This window comes from Spirosoma lituiforme (assembly GCF_054776635.1).
Genome location: NZ_BAAHBO010000001.1, coordinates 1,308,357 through 1,323,057, shown reverse-complemented (window position 1 = coordinate 1,323,057; position 14,701 = coordinate 1,308,357). Strand labels below are relative to the sequence as shown.

Genomic DNA, 14,701 nt, shown 5'->3' with positions numbered 1-14,701 from the left:
TATTGAGCAAATTTAGTTCTTTGGCAAAGAAACAACCAAATGACCAACTTACACCGCCAATCGGTTGTTTACCGTCTATGATTCTCTATAACACGACGTACAGCGTGGCCGATGAGGTGGCGTCTGACTGGCTTCGCTGGATGAAACGCTTTTTTCTGCCGGCGGTAATGGCGACCGAGCTTCCCGTAAGCCACAAAATTCTGCGGTTACTAACCGAACTTGACAATGGGGGTATAACCTACTCCGTCCAACTCGACTTCAGGACTATGGCCGATTATGCCGCTTATCAGCAATACCATGCCGACGCCCTGCGCGAACGTATTCAGCATCGCTTTGGCAATCAGTTCATCTCCTTCGATACGCTGCTTGAAGAAGCTTAATAAGCGTAAGTAGGGATGACCTCTTTTGTAGCCGATTTAATTACCAGGCAGCAGCCCATTTTTCTTTCGGCGTTTATCGACGGTCAGCAAGAAGGCAGGGAGTAAAATGAGGTTGGAGGCCATACCCATGAGCAGGGTTATGGACACAAGAATACCCAGCGCTACGGTTCCCTGAAAGGTCGAGGCCCCAAAAATGGCAAAACCCGCAAACAGAATCATGGCTGTGTAAAACATGCTGATTCCCGTGTGGCGAATCGTTTCCGAAACGGCCCGATCCAGGCTCACGTTCTGATTCCTCAGCTCATCCCGGTATTTTGTGATGAAGTAAATCGTGCCATCGGAAGATATACCGAAGGCGATGCTGAAGATTAAAATTGTCGATGGTTTCAGGTGAATGCCACAAAAGCCCATGATGCCCGCCGTAACAAGCAAGGGCACTACGCTTGGCAGAATAGCGATCAGGCTCAACCGAACATCGCGTAGCAGCATGATCAAGATAACCGAAACCAGTAAGATGGCCATAATCGTACTCTCTGCCAGGTTAGTGAGCAGGTACTCATTACCTCTTGTGAAGACAACGCTGTTGCCGGTGATGTGAACATCATATTGATCGGCGTCTGGCACGCGCTTGCCTGTGGACCGGTCTGTGTTGAAAATAGAATCGGCTCTGGGCTGGAGTTCGTTCAGGAGTTGCATGGTCCGAACCGTACCTACGTCGGGCATCTGGAAGCTGACTCGGGTATACTGGAATGTGCTGTCCAGATAGGCCTTAAAAGCCAGTCCTCCGACTGCATTCTTAGCGCCTTTTAACTGGGGAGCATAATCGGCTAACTGGCTTAATTCGAGGGCTCCGGGCAGCGCGTAGTATTTCGGATCTCCACCCCGGTAGGATTGGTAAAAAAACTTGACGGCTTCGACCAGGGACAGGGGTCGCGTAAACTCCGGATACTTACCAAACGCCCGCTCCAGCAGCTTAATCTTTGTCAGCGTCTGGGGCGTTAGTACCCGGCCGGGCCGTTTGGCGTCAATGCTCACCTCGAAAGGCATGATGCCTTTGAATCGACTTTCAATAAACTTCAGATCGGTGTATATCGGGTCGTTTTTTGGCAGGTCGTCTACCACAAAGCCAATCGGGTTAATCTGTAAAGCGCCAACAGTGGAAAGAGCTGTTACGATAGCGATGAAGGTATAAATGGCCGTTCGGCGCGTATGCACCAGCGTATCGACCCAACCTAGGAAACTGCTCACCCGCCGACGTTCCAGATGACTGCGTTGACTGGGCGTTGGTACGATCAGGTAACTGAAAATGATGGGTATTAAAACAAGGGATACCGCGTAGGTTGTCATAATGCCCAGTGCAGCAACCAAACCAAACTGAACCAGTAGGGGACTACCCGTGAAATAAAAGACAAAAAAGCCGATGCTGGTGGTAACATTCGCGAAAAAAGTCGTTTCTCCAACCTTTTCGCTGGCTATCAGTAAAGCTTCCTTTTGGCCGCGGTTTCGGTTCAGCTCTTCGTGGTATCGGTTGAGCAGGAAAATAACATTGGGGACCCCGATAACAATAATCAACGGGGGAATCAGTCCGGTCAACAGGGTAATGTCGTAGCCAAGTAGAACGATGTAGCCCGTTGCCCAGATTACGCCTACGCCCACCACGGCAAGGGCCGACAGCACGACCGTTAGCGATCGAAAGAAATAGAACAGGATCAGGGCCGTAACCAGAAAAGCCAATCCCATGAACAGCGACATTTCCTTACTGACTTTAGCCGAAAATTCGGTGCGGATATACGGCATGCCTGACAGATGAACCGGGCTAGTGGAGGAAATGGAATTTGTACTAGGCGTGTGGTTCCTGCCGAAAGAGTCAGCCATGGCCTCGATCTGCCGAACCAGTGCAATCCGGTTCCTGGTATTAACAATCGTCTGATCGAAGGAAATGGCCATCAGGTGTGCCTTGCCACTGCTGTCCGTTACCAGGTTGCGGTAAAACGGCAATGCGGCAAGTCGTGTTTTCAGGCTGTCTAAACCGATCTGCGTCGTAATGGGCTCTGGTACCAGCGGGCGGATACGGAATGTACGGGCAGAATCGTCTCGAATGACGTTGTACAGGTGTGCGTTCGACACCACGTCTTTAATTCCCTGTATGCGTTTGATTTTCTGGTTTAGGGCGTACCAGTCGCTGAAAAAACCGAGCTGGTACATACTATCGGTTTCGATGGCCAGCACCATCACATTACCATCCTGCCCAAACCGAGATTTGAAAGCCTCGTAGTACTGATAATCAGTGTCTGTGACCGGTAAAATTTTGGCTAGTTCATAGGAGAGCTTGACCTTACTTGCCTGGTACCCCATTACTATGGTACCGAGCAATACAATCAGTATAAGCAGAACTCTATTTTTTAGAATGTAGGAAGAGATTGTGTGCCAAATCATACCTGATCAACGCGGAATAAGTCCGCAAGGTACGTAAAAAGGACCCTTTCAGGAATGCTGGTCACCGTCCGGGCGCGGGTGTCGAGTGGCTATTTAGCCGTCAATACGTAACGTATTTATGAATTCCCATTTCCCGAGTAGAAAGAGTCAGTAGACTATCTTCTTTGATTTGTATACCCGATAGTATATAATTAATCCGTGAATGGAAGAAAACGTTAAATAAATTCTTTTCTTCACATGTCTATTGCGGTTTAGGCCGCACCGATTGTCAGGTTCTGATTCATTAACCATCCACGCTTACTTTTTTATGAAATTTAGCTACGTTTCGGGCATCATTGGATTAATGGTAGCTGGCATGGCTGCTTCACACGCCCAGAACAATTTAGTCGTAAACGGCCCTGTATCCTCCACGCCGGGTAGTGACAATGTCTTTGTAGGTACCAACGTGGGTGCACAAGTTACCAATGGTATCAAGAATACATTTCTGGGTAACTCTACCGGTAATTCAACCACGTCGGGTAGTGAGAATACGTTTGTTGGGTATCAGGCCGGTTACCTGAACTACCGGGGGGCCAATAACGTCTATGTAGGAACATTCGCTGGAGGGTTTAACGGGAATGGCAGCTACAACACGTTCATGGGATGGGGAGCTGGTGGTCTTAACACAAACAGTAGCACAAATGTATTCGTCGGGTATCAGGCTGGCTGGTACAATACGGGCGGTTACAGTAACGTAGTAGCGGGAAATCAGGCTGGTATGGGCGTTTCGCAACAGTCGTTGGGGAACAATAATATAATGATCGGTGATTCTTCCGGTTTTAGCCAGAAAGGGGCCATCGGTAATGTCTTCGTCGGTAGTAAAACGGGGTATGCCAATGTACGTGGTGCGCAAAACACGTTTCTCGGCTACCAGTCCGGGAATAATGCTGTCGCCGATTCCAATACATTCGTTGGGTATCAGTCGGGCTTCAGTACAACGACAGGTATAGGCAATACCTTCTTCGGCTCCCTCTCGGGTCGGGCAATTACAACGGGGAGCCACAACACCATTGTTGGTCATAAGGCAGGATCGACCAGTGTTAACAGCGATGACAACGTTTATATTGGCTACGCTACCGGCCAGCGGGGTAGTGGCTCCCGAAATACGTTTCTGGGAACAGGAGCGGATGCATCAGCCCACAACCTCACAAATGCCACCGCTATTGGAGCAGGGGCGGAGGTGTCCATTAGCGATGCGCTCGTGCTGGGCAATAAGGCAAATATTGGCATTGGTACAAGCGCGCCGACAGCCCGTCTGCACATACGAAGTGAACGGGCAGACGAGTCCGGATTACGGTTGGAAAACCTGACGAGCAACAGTCTGGTTGCCGGCAAAGCTAACAAAGTGCTGACCGTAAACGAGCGGGGTGATGTCTTGCTGGCGCAGCCTATCCTGGGTAAATTATTCATCGAAAAAGAGACGGACTGGGCTGATCGGGTTTTTGAGCCCGGCTATACGCTTCTTCCCCTGGCTGGCGTGAAGCGCTACATTGAAACGAACAGGCATCTCCCCAATATGCCGTCGGCGGCTGAGGTTGTCAAGGTAGGGTACGATCCTGCCACGATGGACGCTCGTTTGCTGGAGAAGGTAGAAGAAACCATGCGTTATGTTATTCAGCTCAATGAGGAAATTCACCGGCTCAACGAGCAGAACAGGCAGTTAAAACGAGCACTTTACAAGCTAAAAAAGCGGTAGTAAACGCGTTACTCAAGGAGTGGCCTATATGGTGTATTTTCAATAGAAAATAGGTTATATTGTAGATTGATAAAAACAATATTTGTTCATAATGGGTGCGATCTGATTAAGACAATTAAAATAAGCGGTTTAACCAAACAAATAACCCCATCAGGTGATTATAGTGGTAGACTTTATGTAACTAATTACTACCACTATCATACCGTATGGCAACGCATACAAACCGACCCGGCACAAATAACCATAAGCATTCTGATAAAGCAGAAACGGATGCATCTGTGTGGGAGCACAATCCTAAGAATGTGGCGTTCATCGGCGATTATCTGCCTCGTCAATGTGGCATCGCTACGTTCACATCCGATCTATATGGATCTTATGATTCGTTTATTCCTGATTCGAGGGCGTTGGTTGTATCAGTGAACGATACGGTGGATGGGTACGATTACCCCACTGAAGTGCGGTATGATTTTTACCAGCACGATCAAAATGCGTATAAAAAGGCCGCTGAATTCCTGAATTCAAAAGACGTTGATGTCGTTTGTCTTCAGCACGAATATGGCATCTACGGCGGTTCGGCGGGCAATTACATTCTGACATTACTTCGCAACCTGACGATGCCGATCGTCACTACATTCCATACGATTTTGAAAGATCCCAATGAAGACCAGTTGCTGGTGCTGAAAAGTATTGCTGATCTATCGTCTCGGGTGGTTTGTATGTCGGAAAAGGGGCGCGACTTTCTGATCAATATTTATGAGATACCGGAAGAGAAAATCGACCTTATCCCCCACGGTATTCCCGATATGCCCTTTGTCGATCCTCATTTTTTCAAGGACAAGTTTGGCATGGAAGGCAAGCAGACCCTGTTGACCTTTGGCTTGCTGTCGCCCAATAAAGGTATCGAAAACGTAATTCGGGCATTGCCCCGAATCGTTGAGCAGTACCCGAATGTCGTTTACATGGTACTGGGTGCTACCCATCCTCACCTGATCAAGCACGAAGGGGAAGCCTACCGGGATAGCCTGAAAAAGCTGGCTCAGGATTGTGGTGTTCGCGACAATGTCCGGTTCTACAACCAGTTTGTTGAACTGGATGGCCTGCTGGAGTACCTGGGTGCCGCCGATATTTATATCACCCCGTACCTGAACCCGGCGCAGATCACCTCCGGAACACTATCGTACGCGTTTGGTTGCGGCAAAGCCGTTGTATCGACGCCTTATTGGCATGCCGAGGAATTATTGGCCGACGGACGGGGTGTACTGGTACCTTTCGGGGACTCAGACGCTATCGCTACTGAAATTATCGACCTGCTCAGTGACGAATCGAAGCGGCATCAGATTCGGAAAAAGGCGTACCTGATGGGTCGTGAGATGATTTGGGAGCGGGCCATTCAGGCCTATGCCGACTCGTTTGCGCATGCCCGGCAGGAGCGCATGAGCACGGTCAATAACCAGGCCGTATACGCCGTTGGTGCACACAGTAGCCTGGTTTTCAAACTGCCTGCTCTGCGTCTCGACCACCTGTTTCGCTTAACCGACTCGACCGGTATAATACAGCACGCCCGTCATCATTTACCTTTTTACGAAGAAGGCTACTGTACTGATGATAACGCCCGCGCGTTGATTTTAGCTCTCATTCTGCAGAACGCGGGCTTAGGCGATCAAAAGCTGGCGAAAGCAGCCGACAATTATTGCGCGTTCATCAACCACGCCTACACGGACGATCATCGACGTTTTAAAAACTTTATGAGCTACGACCGTCGCTGGCTCGAAGAGTTTGGTTCGGACGACAGCACGGGGCGTACTATTTGGGCCTTGGGTACCTGCATTGGTCGGTCGGCGGACAAAAATACCGTTACCTGGGCCATGAGCTTATTCGAAAAAGTTCTGCCAACGGTTGCTTCAATGTCGTCTCCCCGCTCGTGGGCGTTTGCGCTGCTGGGTATCTATGAGTACCAGAAGAAATTCAATGACGATCGTCTGGCCAAAACAATTGAACGTCAGTTACTCGATAAGCTGATTTTCCGCTATACAGAAACGGCCACGGAAGACTGGCCTTGGTTCGAAAACACGTTGTCATACGACAATGCCGTTTTAGCACATGTCCTGATCCGGTCGAATGATAAACAACTGGTCGATATCGGCCTAAATTCTTTACGCTGGATTGTGGATCTGCAAACGGCATCACATGGCCAGTTTCAGCCAATTGGTTCGAATGGGTTCTACACAAAAGGACAGCCCCGCGCTTATTTCGATCAGCAACCGCTGGAAGCTCAAAGTACAGTTTCGGCCTGTCTGGCGGCTTTCTCGGCCACGGGCGACGAGGAATGGCACCGAACGGCCATCCGAATCTTTAAATGGTTTACAGGCTATAATGACTTGAACCTGCCACTTTACGACCAGCAGACTGGCGGTTGCCGCGACGGATTACACATTGATCGTGTAAACCAGAACCAGGGGGCCGAATCAACACTTTCCTATTTATTGGCCCTGGCAGAATTGTACGCTAGTCAGAAACAACGACCTGATGCAAAGCCAGTTAACGTAGCCATGCCCGCTATGATGAACGGGTAAGTAAAAAAGCAGGATAATAAGTTGGTGAATGATCAAGTTGTAAGGAGTAAGTAATGTGTGAAGCAATGTTTACCCTTTGCCTTTGTCGCACTCACTAACTATCAATTGGTCATTCACTAACGTATCAATATCAATGAGTATAAAAGCCATTCGGACTGGCATTGTATTGCGGCCAGACCCAACCCGTGTTTTATTTCGCCCTTTTGATTTAGGTAGTACCACCCGGACGTTGAAAATTGTGGCTCGTGTGGGCAGTATGACCGACGAAGAGGCTGAACGAAAACTGGATGAAGTGATTCGGGAATTCGGGGGTCGTCACTACAAATTAGAGCGATTTTTGCTAAATCGGTTTGAGCAGATAAAGCCTCATTTATTGACCGATGAGCCGCTCACCGAAGATCGAAAGCTGCTGTTGGGGGCGTACTTCACCATGGAGTATTCGCTTGAATCGGCCGCTTTGTTTAATCCGTCCATGATCTGGCATCCCGACCAGACAAATGTTCCTCCTGGTTTCAAACGGTTCATCTTAAGCCTGCGGGCCACAGGAGAAGGGCACGTCTCGTCCATCTCGTTTCGGATGGGGTACATCGATGAAGCTGGAAAAATCGTTTTACGGCAGCCCTCCCGGTATGTAACATCGCCCGAAATTGTCCCCAATCACCGGTTCAACCGAACCACTTTTGAGCGTAAACTGTATGAGCTGCGGCTGGAAAACAGCATCCAGGAGAAGATGATGGTTGGATTGGGCGATGAGTTCAATCTTTCGGAACTGGAAGCGCAGATAAAACGCGTCCTGGCACAATATCGGTACAACGCCGAGTACGATACCATTGCCAGCGGTTTACTGGCACTGGGCAAATCAAATTACGAGATCCACTTTGACGACGACCAAAGCCTGGATGAGCGGTGCATTTTTCCAACATCGCCGAACGAAACGAACGGTATTGAAGATGCGCGGTTCGTGCAGTTCACCGACGATAACGGAGAAGTAACCTACTACGCTACCTATACGGCCTACAATGGTCGCGTTACGTTTCCGCAACTGCTGGAGACGAAGGACTTTACGCACTTCAGCGTCAGCACGTTGAATGGAGCCGAAGTATCCAACAAAGGCATGGCCTTGTTTCCCCGTAAGATTGGGGGTAAGTACGCTATGATTTCGCGGCAGGATGGTGAGAATATTTACCTGATGTATTCCGACGATTTGTATTTCTGGCAGACGAAAGAACTCATTCTGAAACCGACTTACCACTGGGAGTACGTACAACTGGGGAACTGCGGGTCGCCCATCGAAACGGAAGCTGGCTGGCTGGTGCTGAGTCATGGCGTTGGTCCCATGCGCAAGTACGCCATCGGCGCGTTCCTGCTCGATCTCAACGACCCCTGCAAAGTAATTGGCCGCACCAGCGAACCTATCCTGAGCCCCGACGAAAACGAACGGGAGGGCTACGTGCCCAATGTTGTTTATAGTTGCGGAGCCCTCATCAATAATGGCGAACTGATTATTCCATATGCCATGGCCGATTACGCCAGCAGCTTTGCTACCGTAAACGTAGCCGAACTGTTAGCCGAACTGACCGGGCAAAATAAAACCGAAACAGTAACGGCCGAGGTCGTTGCTTAATAGAAAGGTATAAACGAGAAGAAGCCCCGCTACAACTTGTAGCGGGGCTTCTTCGTTAAATCATGGCCTACTTCGCTAAAGAAACGACCAGAATCTGCGTATGGTAGTTTGCGCTGATAATCACATTGCTCGGTACGGTTGTGATACTCAACGGAACGGCATAAGGACCGCCCGTTGTAGGAATCTGCGTACCAATGAAGCTTACATTGACCGTCGCAATGCGCTGACCCGCAGCAACCGTTACCATTGGATTGGTTAGCTGATACGCTGTAGTCGGCAGAATTGTATAGCTGGTTTTGTTGGCTGTATTATAAGCGGTTAATGCTGCTTGATCAATGGCCACCGTAACCGGAATAGCCTGCGTTGGCGGATTTGGTGACGCGATGTTAATATCGACAGGAGCGACGAGCGACGTACTGGTAGCGGACACACTGACCGTTTTCAGGATACTCCGGTTAGCCGCATAGGGTATTTCAGCTACATAGCCAGCACCCGCAAAATCGACAAAATGTTCGTCATCCTTAAGGCACGAAGTAAGACCAACTGCCAAACTCGCGGCCACGATAATACTAAAAAACTTGTTCATGGTTGTTTGCTTGTTTTGGTTAGGCATTACTTCACCCAGAAGATTTTGCTCGTAAACTGATTGATCGTACCCTGGCCATTTACGTTGGTAGCGTTGGTGCTGTATTCACTCTGAGGATAGAACAACCGCACGGGAATCTGCTTCACTGATGTGGTCGGTTCCAAAGAAATAGGAATGGTAGTTGGTAAGCCCAGCCGCCGGTAATCAGACCAGGCTTCGAAAGGAGCCAGACTGTTCTCGGACGCCCATTTCTGGGTAATGATGGCTTCGATCTTGTTCGACGAAGCCTCCCAGTTTACGTTGTTTACCCCCGTTTGTGAATAATAAGTAGTGGCTTCGGCGGCCGTACGCCCCACGTTCACGAACGACTCCGAAATTGCCGCCTGATACAGTGTTTTAGGGTCGCCGGTTATCCAGCCCCGCTGAGCCGCTTCGGCCTGCATAAACAAGCTCACGTGCGACGATAGTATGGGCGAATCCTGGTCAACACTTTTCAGCACACCCGGACCAATATCAGACACCTGACTGTTTACCAAAACATCGGTCGTACCAAACAGTGTACCGTTGAACGTATTGGTTGTGGCTGTTACCGGCCGATAAAAAGCAGCAAGGCGAGGGTCTTTCGTGTTTTTATAAAACGTGATGGCGTACAGATTCCCCTTATACTGGTTGTTCGTTTGTGTGGCTGCGCCATTGACCTGATAGAACCCACCGTAGAAAGGACTTTGCTGATTGGCCGAATTTACGTAGCCCGGGTTTACACTGGCACTCTGACCAGCTCCCAGAAAACCATATCCCGACGCTTTAATTGTTGCTAATTGCGCCTGAACGACAGAAGCCCGGTCTGTTTTTTCCGATTGACGGAGCAGCATCCGTAATTTAAGGGTGTTGGCAAACTTGCGCCACAGACTAATGTCTCCCCCAAACATGATATCGTTTGAACCGGGGTTGAGCACCGTTAGGCCCTGAGCCGCCTGCTGATCGGCTTTGGTAAATAACGCCAGCCCGGCATCGATCTGCGTGAACAGACTGTCGTATATGGCTTGCCCGTTATCGTATTTGGGCAAAATGCTACTCGTACCCTTCAGCGCATCGGAGTAAGGAACGTTACCATACGTATCGACCAGAATCTGGAAATGCAGCGCTTTCATGATCTTCCCCATTCCCTGCAACAGGGGCTGTCCGAGGGCGGCTCCCTGCGTATCCAGGTAGTTGTAATTTTTCAGGTTCAGATACGCATTCGACCAGATACCCGTATTGAAACTATTCGTGAACTGGTAGTTCTTATCCGATAGATTGATCGAATAGTTACCACTCCAGTTCCAGTAGCCCATCCACAGGTTCAGAAAATAGAAGTTAGTCGTTATATACGAACCGGTAGAGGCCAGGGCGTCCGGTAATACCAGCGACGGTGTAGCGGCCGTTACCTGGTTGGGGTTATTATTAATGTCGAGGTATCCCTCTTTACAGCCTGCTACAGTCAGTAACACCACCGCGAAGGCCGCAGCTGTTATTCGTTTTATATAAGTCATCGTTGTGTGCTGATTAAAACTGATTAGAAGCCAAAACTCACCCGGAAACCATAGAACCGCGTTGGCGGAGCCTGGTATTCTGTCGTTGTGCCTACGGCGTTGCTGGTATCATTGGCATTGGTACCCCCCGAGAATTCTGGATCAGTGAACACGTTTGTTTTTGGCCGAAGCATGATCAGATTACGACCGGTAACCGCAATATTCAGGGTCTTAATGAACCGGGTGTAACTCAGGATCCCCACCGGAATGTTGTAGCTCAACGCCACTTCGCGCAGTTTCCAGAAATCGGCGCTCGTCACGTAGCTGTACCCCGCATTGTGGTAAGCCGAGTTAGTCCAGAAAGTCAGGTTACCGTCTTTCGTCGTTACGTTCGTGTTGTTTGCGAAGCTGCCATCCGCATTTTTGACGACGGAACCCGGAAACACGAAGTTCTGCCGACCCGCATACGTCGACCGAATGCCAGCACCGGTAAATTCCAGTGCGTTACCCAGTGCATTGTAAATAACGGCACCACCCCGGTATTCAATAACTGCCGACAGTGTTACACCCTTGAACTTGAAGGTGTTTGTCATGCCGAACCGGTATTTAGGCTGCGTTGTACCGACGTATTTCAGGTTCGGATCCAGAACAGGGTAACCGGTTGTTGGATCAATCACTGGCCGACCGCCAAACTGGCCGGTTGGATCGTAGTTGATTGCGTTCGGATCAGTAGTCTGTACCCGCTGAATATCGTTTACGTATAGTGCCGGATAGGCATATCCTTTGGCAGCATACACATCGGAGGCAACCCCATTTGGATAGGCGATGTTAATACGTGGTAAGTCCTGATACAGATCCGTTACTTTGCTTTCCAGGTAAGTGAAGTTCGTATTGATGTCCCAGGTAAATGAACCCGCCTTTACCAGTGGTCTGATCGTGCGCAGATCCAGTTCAAACCCACGGTTGTCCATAGATCCGGTATTGATCAGTGCCCTTGAATAACCGGTTGCCTGCGAAATATCGATCGGTACGGTCTGGTTTGTAGTGGTTGATTTGTAATAAACCGCTTCCAGGTTGAACCGGTTGAACAGGCCCAATTCCACCCCTACCTCATTGTTGGTCGTAAATTCGGGTTTCAGATCGGCATAGTTCTGCTGGTTACTCAGTTCAAAGCCGGGCTGACTACCAAATGGAAACCCTATACCAGGATTAAACACGTTCTGCAATTGATACGGAGCAACGTTCACTTGGCCTACTTTGGCGATACCACCCCGAATCTTCAAATAAGATAATACACTGTTATCTCTCAGCGCGGGCAGGGCTTCCGACAGAACAACCGATGCATCGACGCTTGGGTAGAAGAACGACCGGTTAGCGGCCGATAGCAACGATGTTTTATCGTTACGGCCCGTCGCGTGGATAAACGCAAAGTCTTTGTAGCCAAGGGTAAAGTCGCCGAAGAAACCAATTAAACGACTGCTTGTGCTTCCCTCACTCACCGATGGGTTGCCAAGGCGATTGGCAATGTTATACACCCCAGGTACTACCAGCGTACCGGCAGCATCGGTTGTATACCGGTAGAACTCTTGCCGGGTTTGCTGGCCCAAAATCAATTTCGTCGTAAAATCGCCGAATTTTGGGTTCAAGGTAACCAGCAGGTCACCGGTAAACCGGGTTCTCAACTCGGTTAAATCACTAACTCTTGCGTTTGCCTGACCCACCGAAGAGGCAATGTTACCCGCTTCCCAGGGGTCGGTAAGGGCATAATCGCTAAAGGACACAGCAGCAACGTGCGATTTGAACTGCCGGGCCGAAACCTGACCACCTACGCGATACAGTACGTTAAACCAACTGTTGAATTGGTAAGCCGCATCGGCCGATCCCTGCAGCGTATAGAGCTTGTTCACTTGCCGCGAATTATCGCCCGTGATCTGCCAGTATGGGTTTGGATAATAAGCATTGTAATATCCGTTTACATCACCGTAGGGAGACGTAATGTCGTTCAGCGGATAGCTGTTGATGGGGGCGTGAGCCTGCTGGTTCAGTACGTTCCAGTACACGGGTCTGCCCTGGTTGAAATCGCCGTTCTCCGTATCAGTATTCTGGTAGGCAAACTTCACGGCACCGTTGGCGGTAAATTTGTCAACCGACCGGCCACTCGACAGGCTGATTGTTGTCCGCTGGTATTTGTCGTTTGGAATAATTCCTTTCTGGTCGACCCGTTGAAGACCTAGGCTGAAGTAGTTCAGGTTATCACCAACACGGTACGAGATGTCATGCTGTTGCGTAACTCCTGTATTGAAAAACGCCCGGCGCGGATCTTTAGCTGGTGACGAATAGGGCACTTTCAGCGTATCCAGCCGAACAGAACCGTCTGCACCAACAATCTGAACACCGTAACCAAGCGGTTGCAATGACCCGTTGTAAGGAGTACCGAAACTCTGGTTCTCGAAGGGAACGTATTGGCGAGCGTAATTCCGATCATAATAAGGGGCGGCTTCTCCACCGTTGCCGCCAAACTGTGATTGCAATCCCGGCATGTAGGAAATATTCTCAAACTGGGTGTTATTGCTATACGTAATCTGAGGTTTGTTATTGGTAGTACCCCGCTTGGTTGTCACAATCAACACACCGTTAGAGGCATCGGAGCCGTAAAGAGCCGCGGCACTGGGGCCTTTCAAAACGGTCGTTTCGGCAATGTCATTGGGATTAATCGACGAGAGGAACGTGTTATCTGAAATAACCCCATCGACGACCAGTAGCGCCTGGTTATTGCCCAAAAAGGAACGGTTTCCCCGCAGAACGATCCGTACGCCCGCGCCCACGCCATTATTCGTCGTATTAATCTGCAAACCCGAAACCTTGCCGGTCAGTCCATTGGCAATGTTGATGGGGGCAGCCTGCGTAATCTGGGCATTGGTAATTCTGGCGATCGATGTCCCAATCTCTCGCTCCGTACGCTGAATACCGAAGCCCGTTACAACTACCTCATTCAGGGTCGATGCATCGGGAGCCAGTGCAACATCTACAGCATTACGACTTCCAACGGCTACATCCTGTGACTTAAAGCCGACGAACGAGAACGTCAGGGTAACCGCTGGACCGGCGCTTATCCGATATGTACCGTTTGCGTCAGTTGTTGTTCCCCGCGTGGTTCCCTTCACAACGACGCTTACACCGGGCAGCGGGGAACTGTCATCCGATGATGTCACACGGCCTGTAACAGCCGCATCCTGAGCCAGCAATGGCAAGCAGAACATAAGTGAAAGTAACCAGCTTCCAATTATAATTTTTCTCATAAAGCTTGATGGGTGACGTTTAGATTGCTGAGTTAAGAAAAGACAATATTAATCCTTTTTTATTTAATGAAATGGTAATGAAAAGGGAAATGAATCTGATTTTTTTGAAAAAATGAAAGATAATCTTAACGAATGTATCTCCTGTAATTTAGTAGGAGAAATTGTATTATTGGTAGATTATACTTAAGTAATTTGTATGTAGGTCTATGGTATAAATACCCTTAAATAAAAGATTATATTTATTTTTTCTATTTAATCTATATAATAAATGGAAAGTAAATTAAAATGACAAATTATTATAGGATAATCACCCGAAGCAGTATCCACTTTTATACTCATAAACTGGTTGTAAAAATAAATTTACAGATTTAAGAGCATATTGGTGCTGAGAAATAATAGTCTAAAAGGACTTATAAATAATAACCAAGATACATTAAAAATACATTAACAAAATATAATGTATTAATATATATGCTTAGTCAAGAAATAGTGGGGAAAGAGGTGATTAAGTAGAACAATATTCTATTATTAACTGCATCGGCAGTAGATAGCTACGA

8 protein-coding genes are annotated in these 14,701 nt (G+C 48.8%); 4 read left to right on the top strand and 4 right to left on the bottom strand.

Annotated features, from left to right (window positions below; all coding sequences use genetic code 11):
- Window positions 1-77: 77 nt before the first annotated feature.
- Window positions 78-380 (top strand): DUF4286 family protein, encoded by a 303-nt coding sequence (locus ACYU87_RS05615; RefSeq protein ID WP_461133040.1) that lies wholly within the window; start codon window positions 78-80, stop codon window positions 378-380.
- Window positions 381-416: 36 nt separating this feature from the next.
- Here the strand turns inward: ACYU87_RS05615 and ACYU87_RS05610 are convergent, their stop codons facing one another.
- Window positions 417-2,753, bottom strand: coding sequence for an efflux RND transporter permease subunit (locus ACYU87_RS05610; RefSeq protein ID WP_461133039.1), 2,337 nt, complete (start codon window positions 2,751-2,753; stop codon window positions 417-419).
- Between the two features lie 370 nt (window positions 2,754-3,123).
- Between ACYU87_RS05610 and ACYU87_RS05605 the strand changes: the two genes are divergently transcribed.
- The 3 genes from ACYU87_RS05605 (at window position 3,124) to ACYU87_RS05595 (ending at window position 8,748) form a co-directional block, all read left to right on the top strand.
- Entirely contained in the window at window positions 3,124-4,551 is a 1,428-nt protein-coding gene (locus ACYU87_RS05605) for a hypothetical protein (RefSeq protein ID WP_461133038.1), read from the top strand.
- Between the two features lie 206 nt (window positions 4,552-4,757).
- A complete protein-coding gene (locus tag ACYU87_RS05600; protein ID WP_461133037.1) occupies window positions 4,758-7,124 on the top strand; it encodes a glycosyltransferase family 4 protein in 2,367 nt (788 codons plus the stop codon).
- Between the two features lie 133 nt (window positions 7,125-7,257).
- The gene (locus ACYU87_RS05595; RefSeq protein ID WP_461133036.1) at window positions 7,258-8,748 is read left to right on the top strand and encodes a glycoside hydrolase family 130 protein; all 1,491 of its coding nucleotides are present in this window, start codon (window positions 7,258-7,260) and stop codon (window positions 8,746-8,748) included.
- Between the two features lie 67 nt (window positions 8,749-8,815).
- On the opposite strand, the gene ACYU87_RS05590 is transcribed toward ACYU87_RS05595, so the two are convergent.
- The 3 genes from ACYU87_RS05590 to ACYU87_RS05580 are packed head-to-tail and all read right to left on the bottom strand — an operon-like array spanning window position 8,816 to window position 14,144.
- The gene (locus ACYU87_RS05590) at window positions 8,816-9,334 is read right to left on the bottom strand and encodes a DUF1735 domain-containing protein (RefSeq protein WP_461133035.1); all 519 of its coding nucleotides are present in this window, start codon (window positions 9,332-9,334) and stop codon (window positions 8,816-8,818) included.
- Between the two features lie 26 nt (window positions 9,335-9,360).
- Entirely contained in the window at window positions 9,361-10,866 is a 1,506-nt protein-coding gene (locus ACYU87_RS05585; protein ID WP_461133034.1) for a SusD/RagB family nutrient-binding outer membrane lipoprotein, read from the bottom strand.
- A 23-nt stretch (window positions 10,867-10,889) separates the two neighbouring features.
- Entirely contained in the window at window positions 10,890-14,144 is a 3,255-nt protein-coding gene (locus tag ACYU87_RS05580; protein ID WP_461133033.1) for a SusC/RagA family TonB-linked outer membrane protein, read from the bottom strand.
- Window positions 14,145-14,701: the final 557 nt, after the last annotated feature.

Excerpts from the sequence above, each read along its gene's own strand:
- ACYU87_RS05615 (WP_461133040.1), top strand. The coding sequence starts at position 78 with ATGATTCTCTATAACACGACGTACAGCGTGGCCGATGAGGTGGCGTCT.
- ACYU87_RS05605 (WP_461133038.1), top strand. The coding sequence starts at position 3,124 with ATGAAATTTAGCTACGTTTCGGGCATCATTGGATTAATGGTAGCTGGC.
- ACYU87_RS05600 (WP_461133037.1), top strand. The coding sequence starts at position 4,758 with ATGGCAACGCATACAAACCGACCCGGCACAAATAACCATAAGCATTCT.
- ACYU87_RS05595 (WP_461133036.1), top strand. The coding sequence starts at position 7,258 with ATGAGTATAAAAGCCATTCGGACTGGCATTGTATTGCGGCCAGACCCA.
- ACYU87_RS05590 (WP_461133035.1), bottom strand. The coding sequence starts at position 9,334 with ATGAACAAGTTTTTTAGTATTATCGTGGCCGCGAGTTTGGCAGTTGGT.
- ACYU87_RS05585 (WP_461133034.1), bottom strand. The coding sequence starts at position 10,866 with ATGACTTATATAAAACGAATAACAGCTGCGGCCTTCGCGGTGGTGTTA.
- ACYU87_RS05580 (WP_461133033.1), bottom strand. The coding sequence starts at position 14,144 with ATGAGAAAAATTATAATTGGAAGCTGGTTACTTTCACTTATGTTCTGC.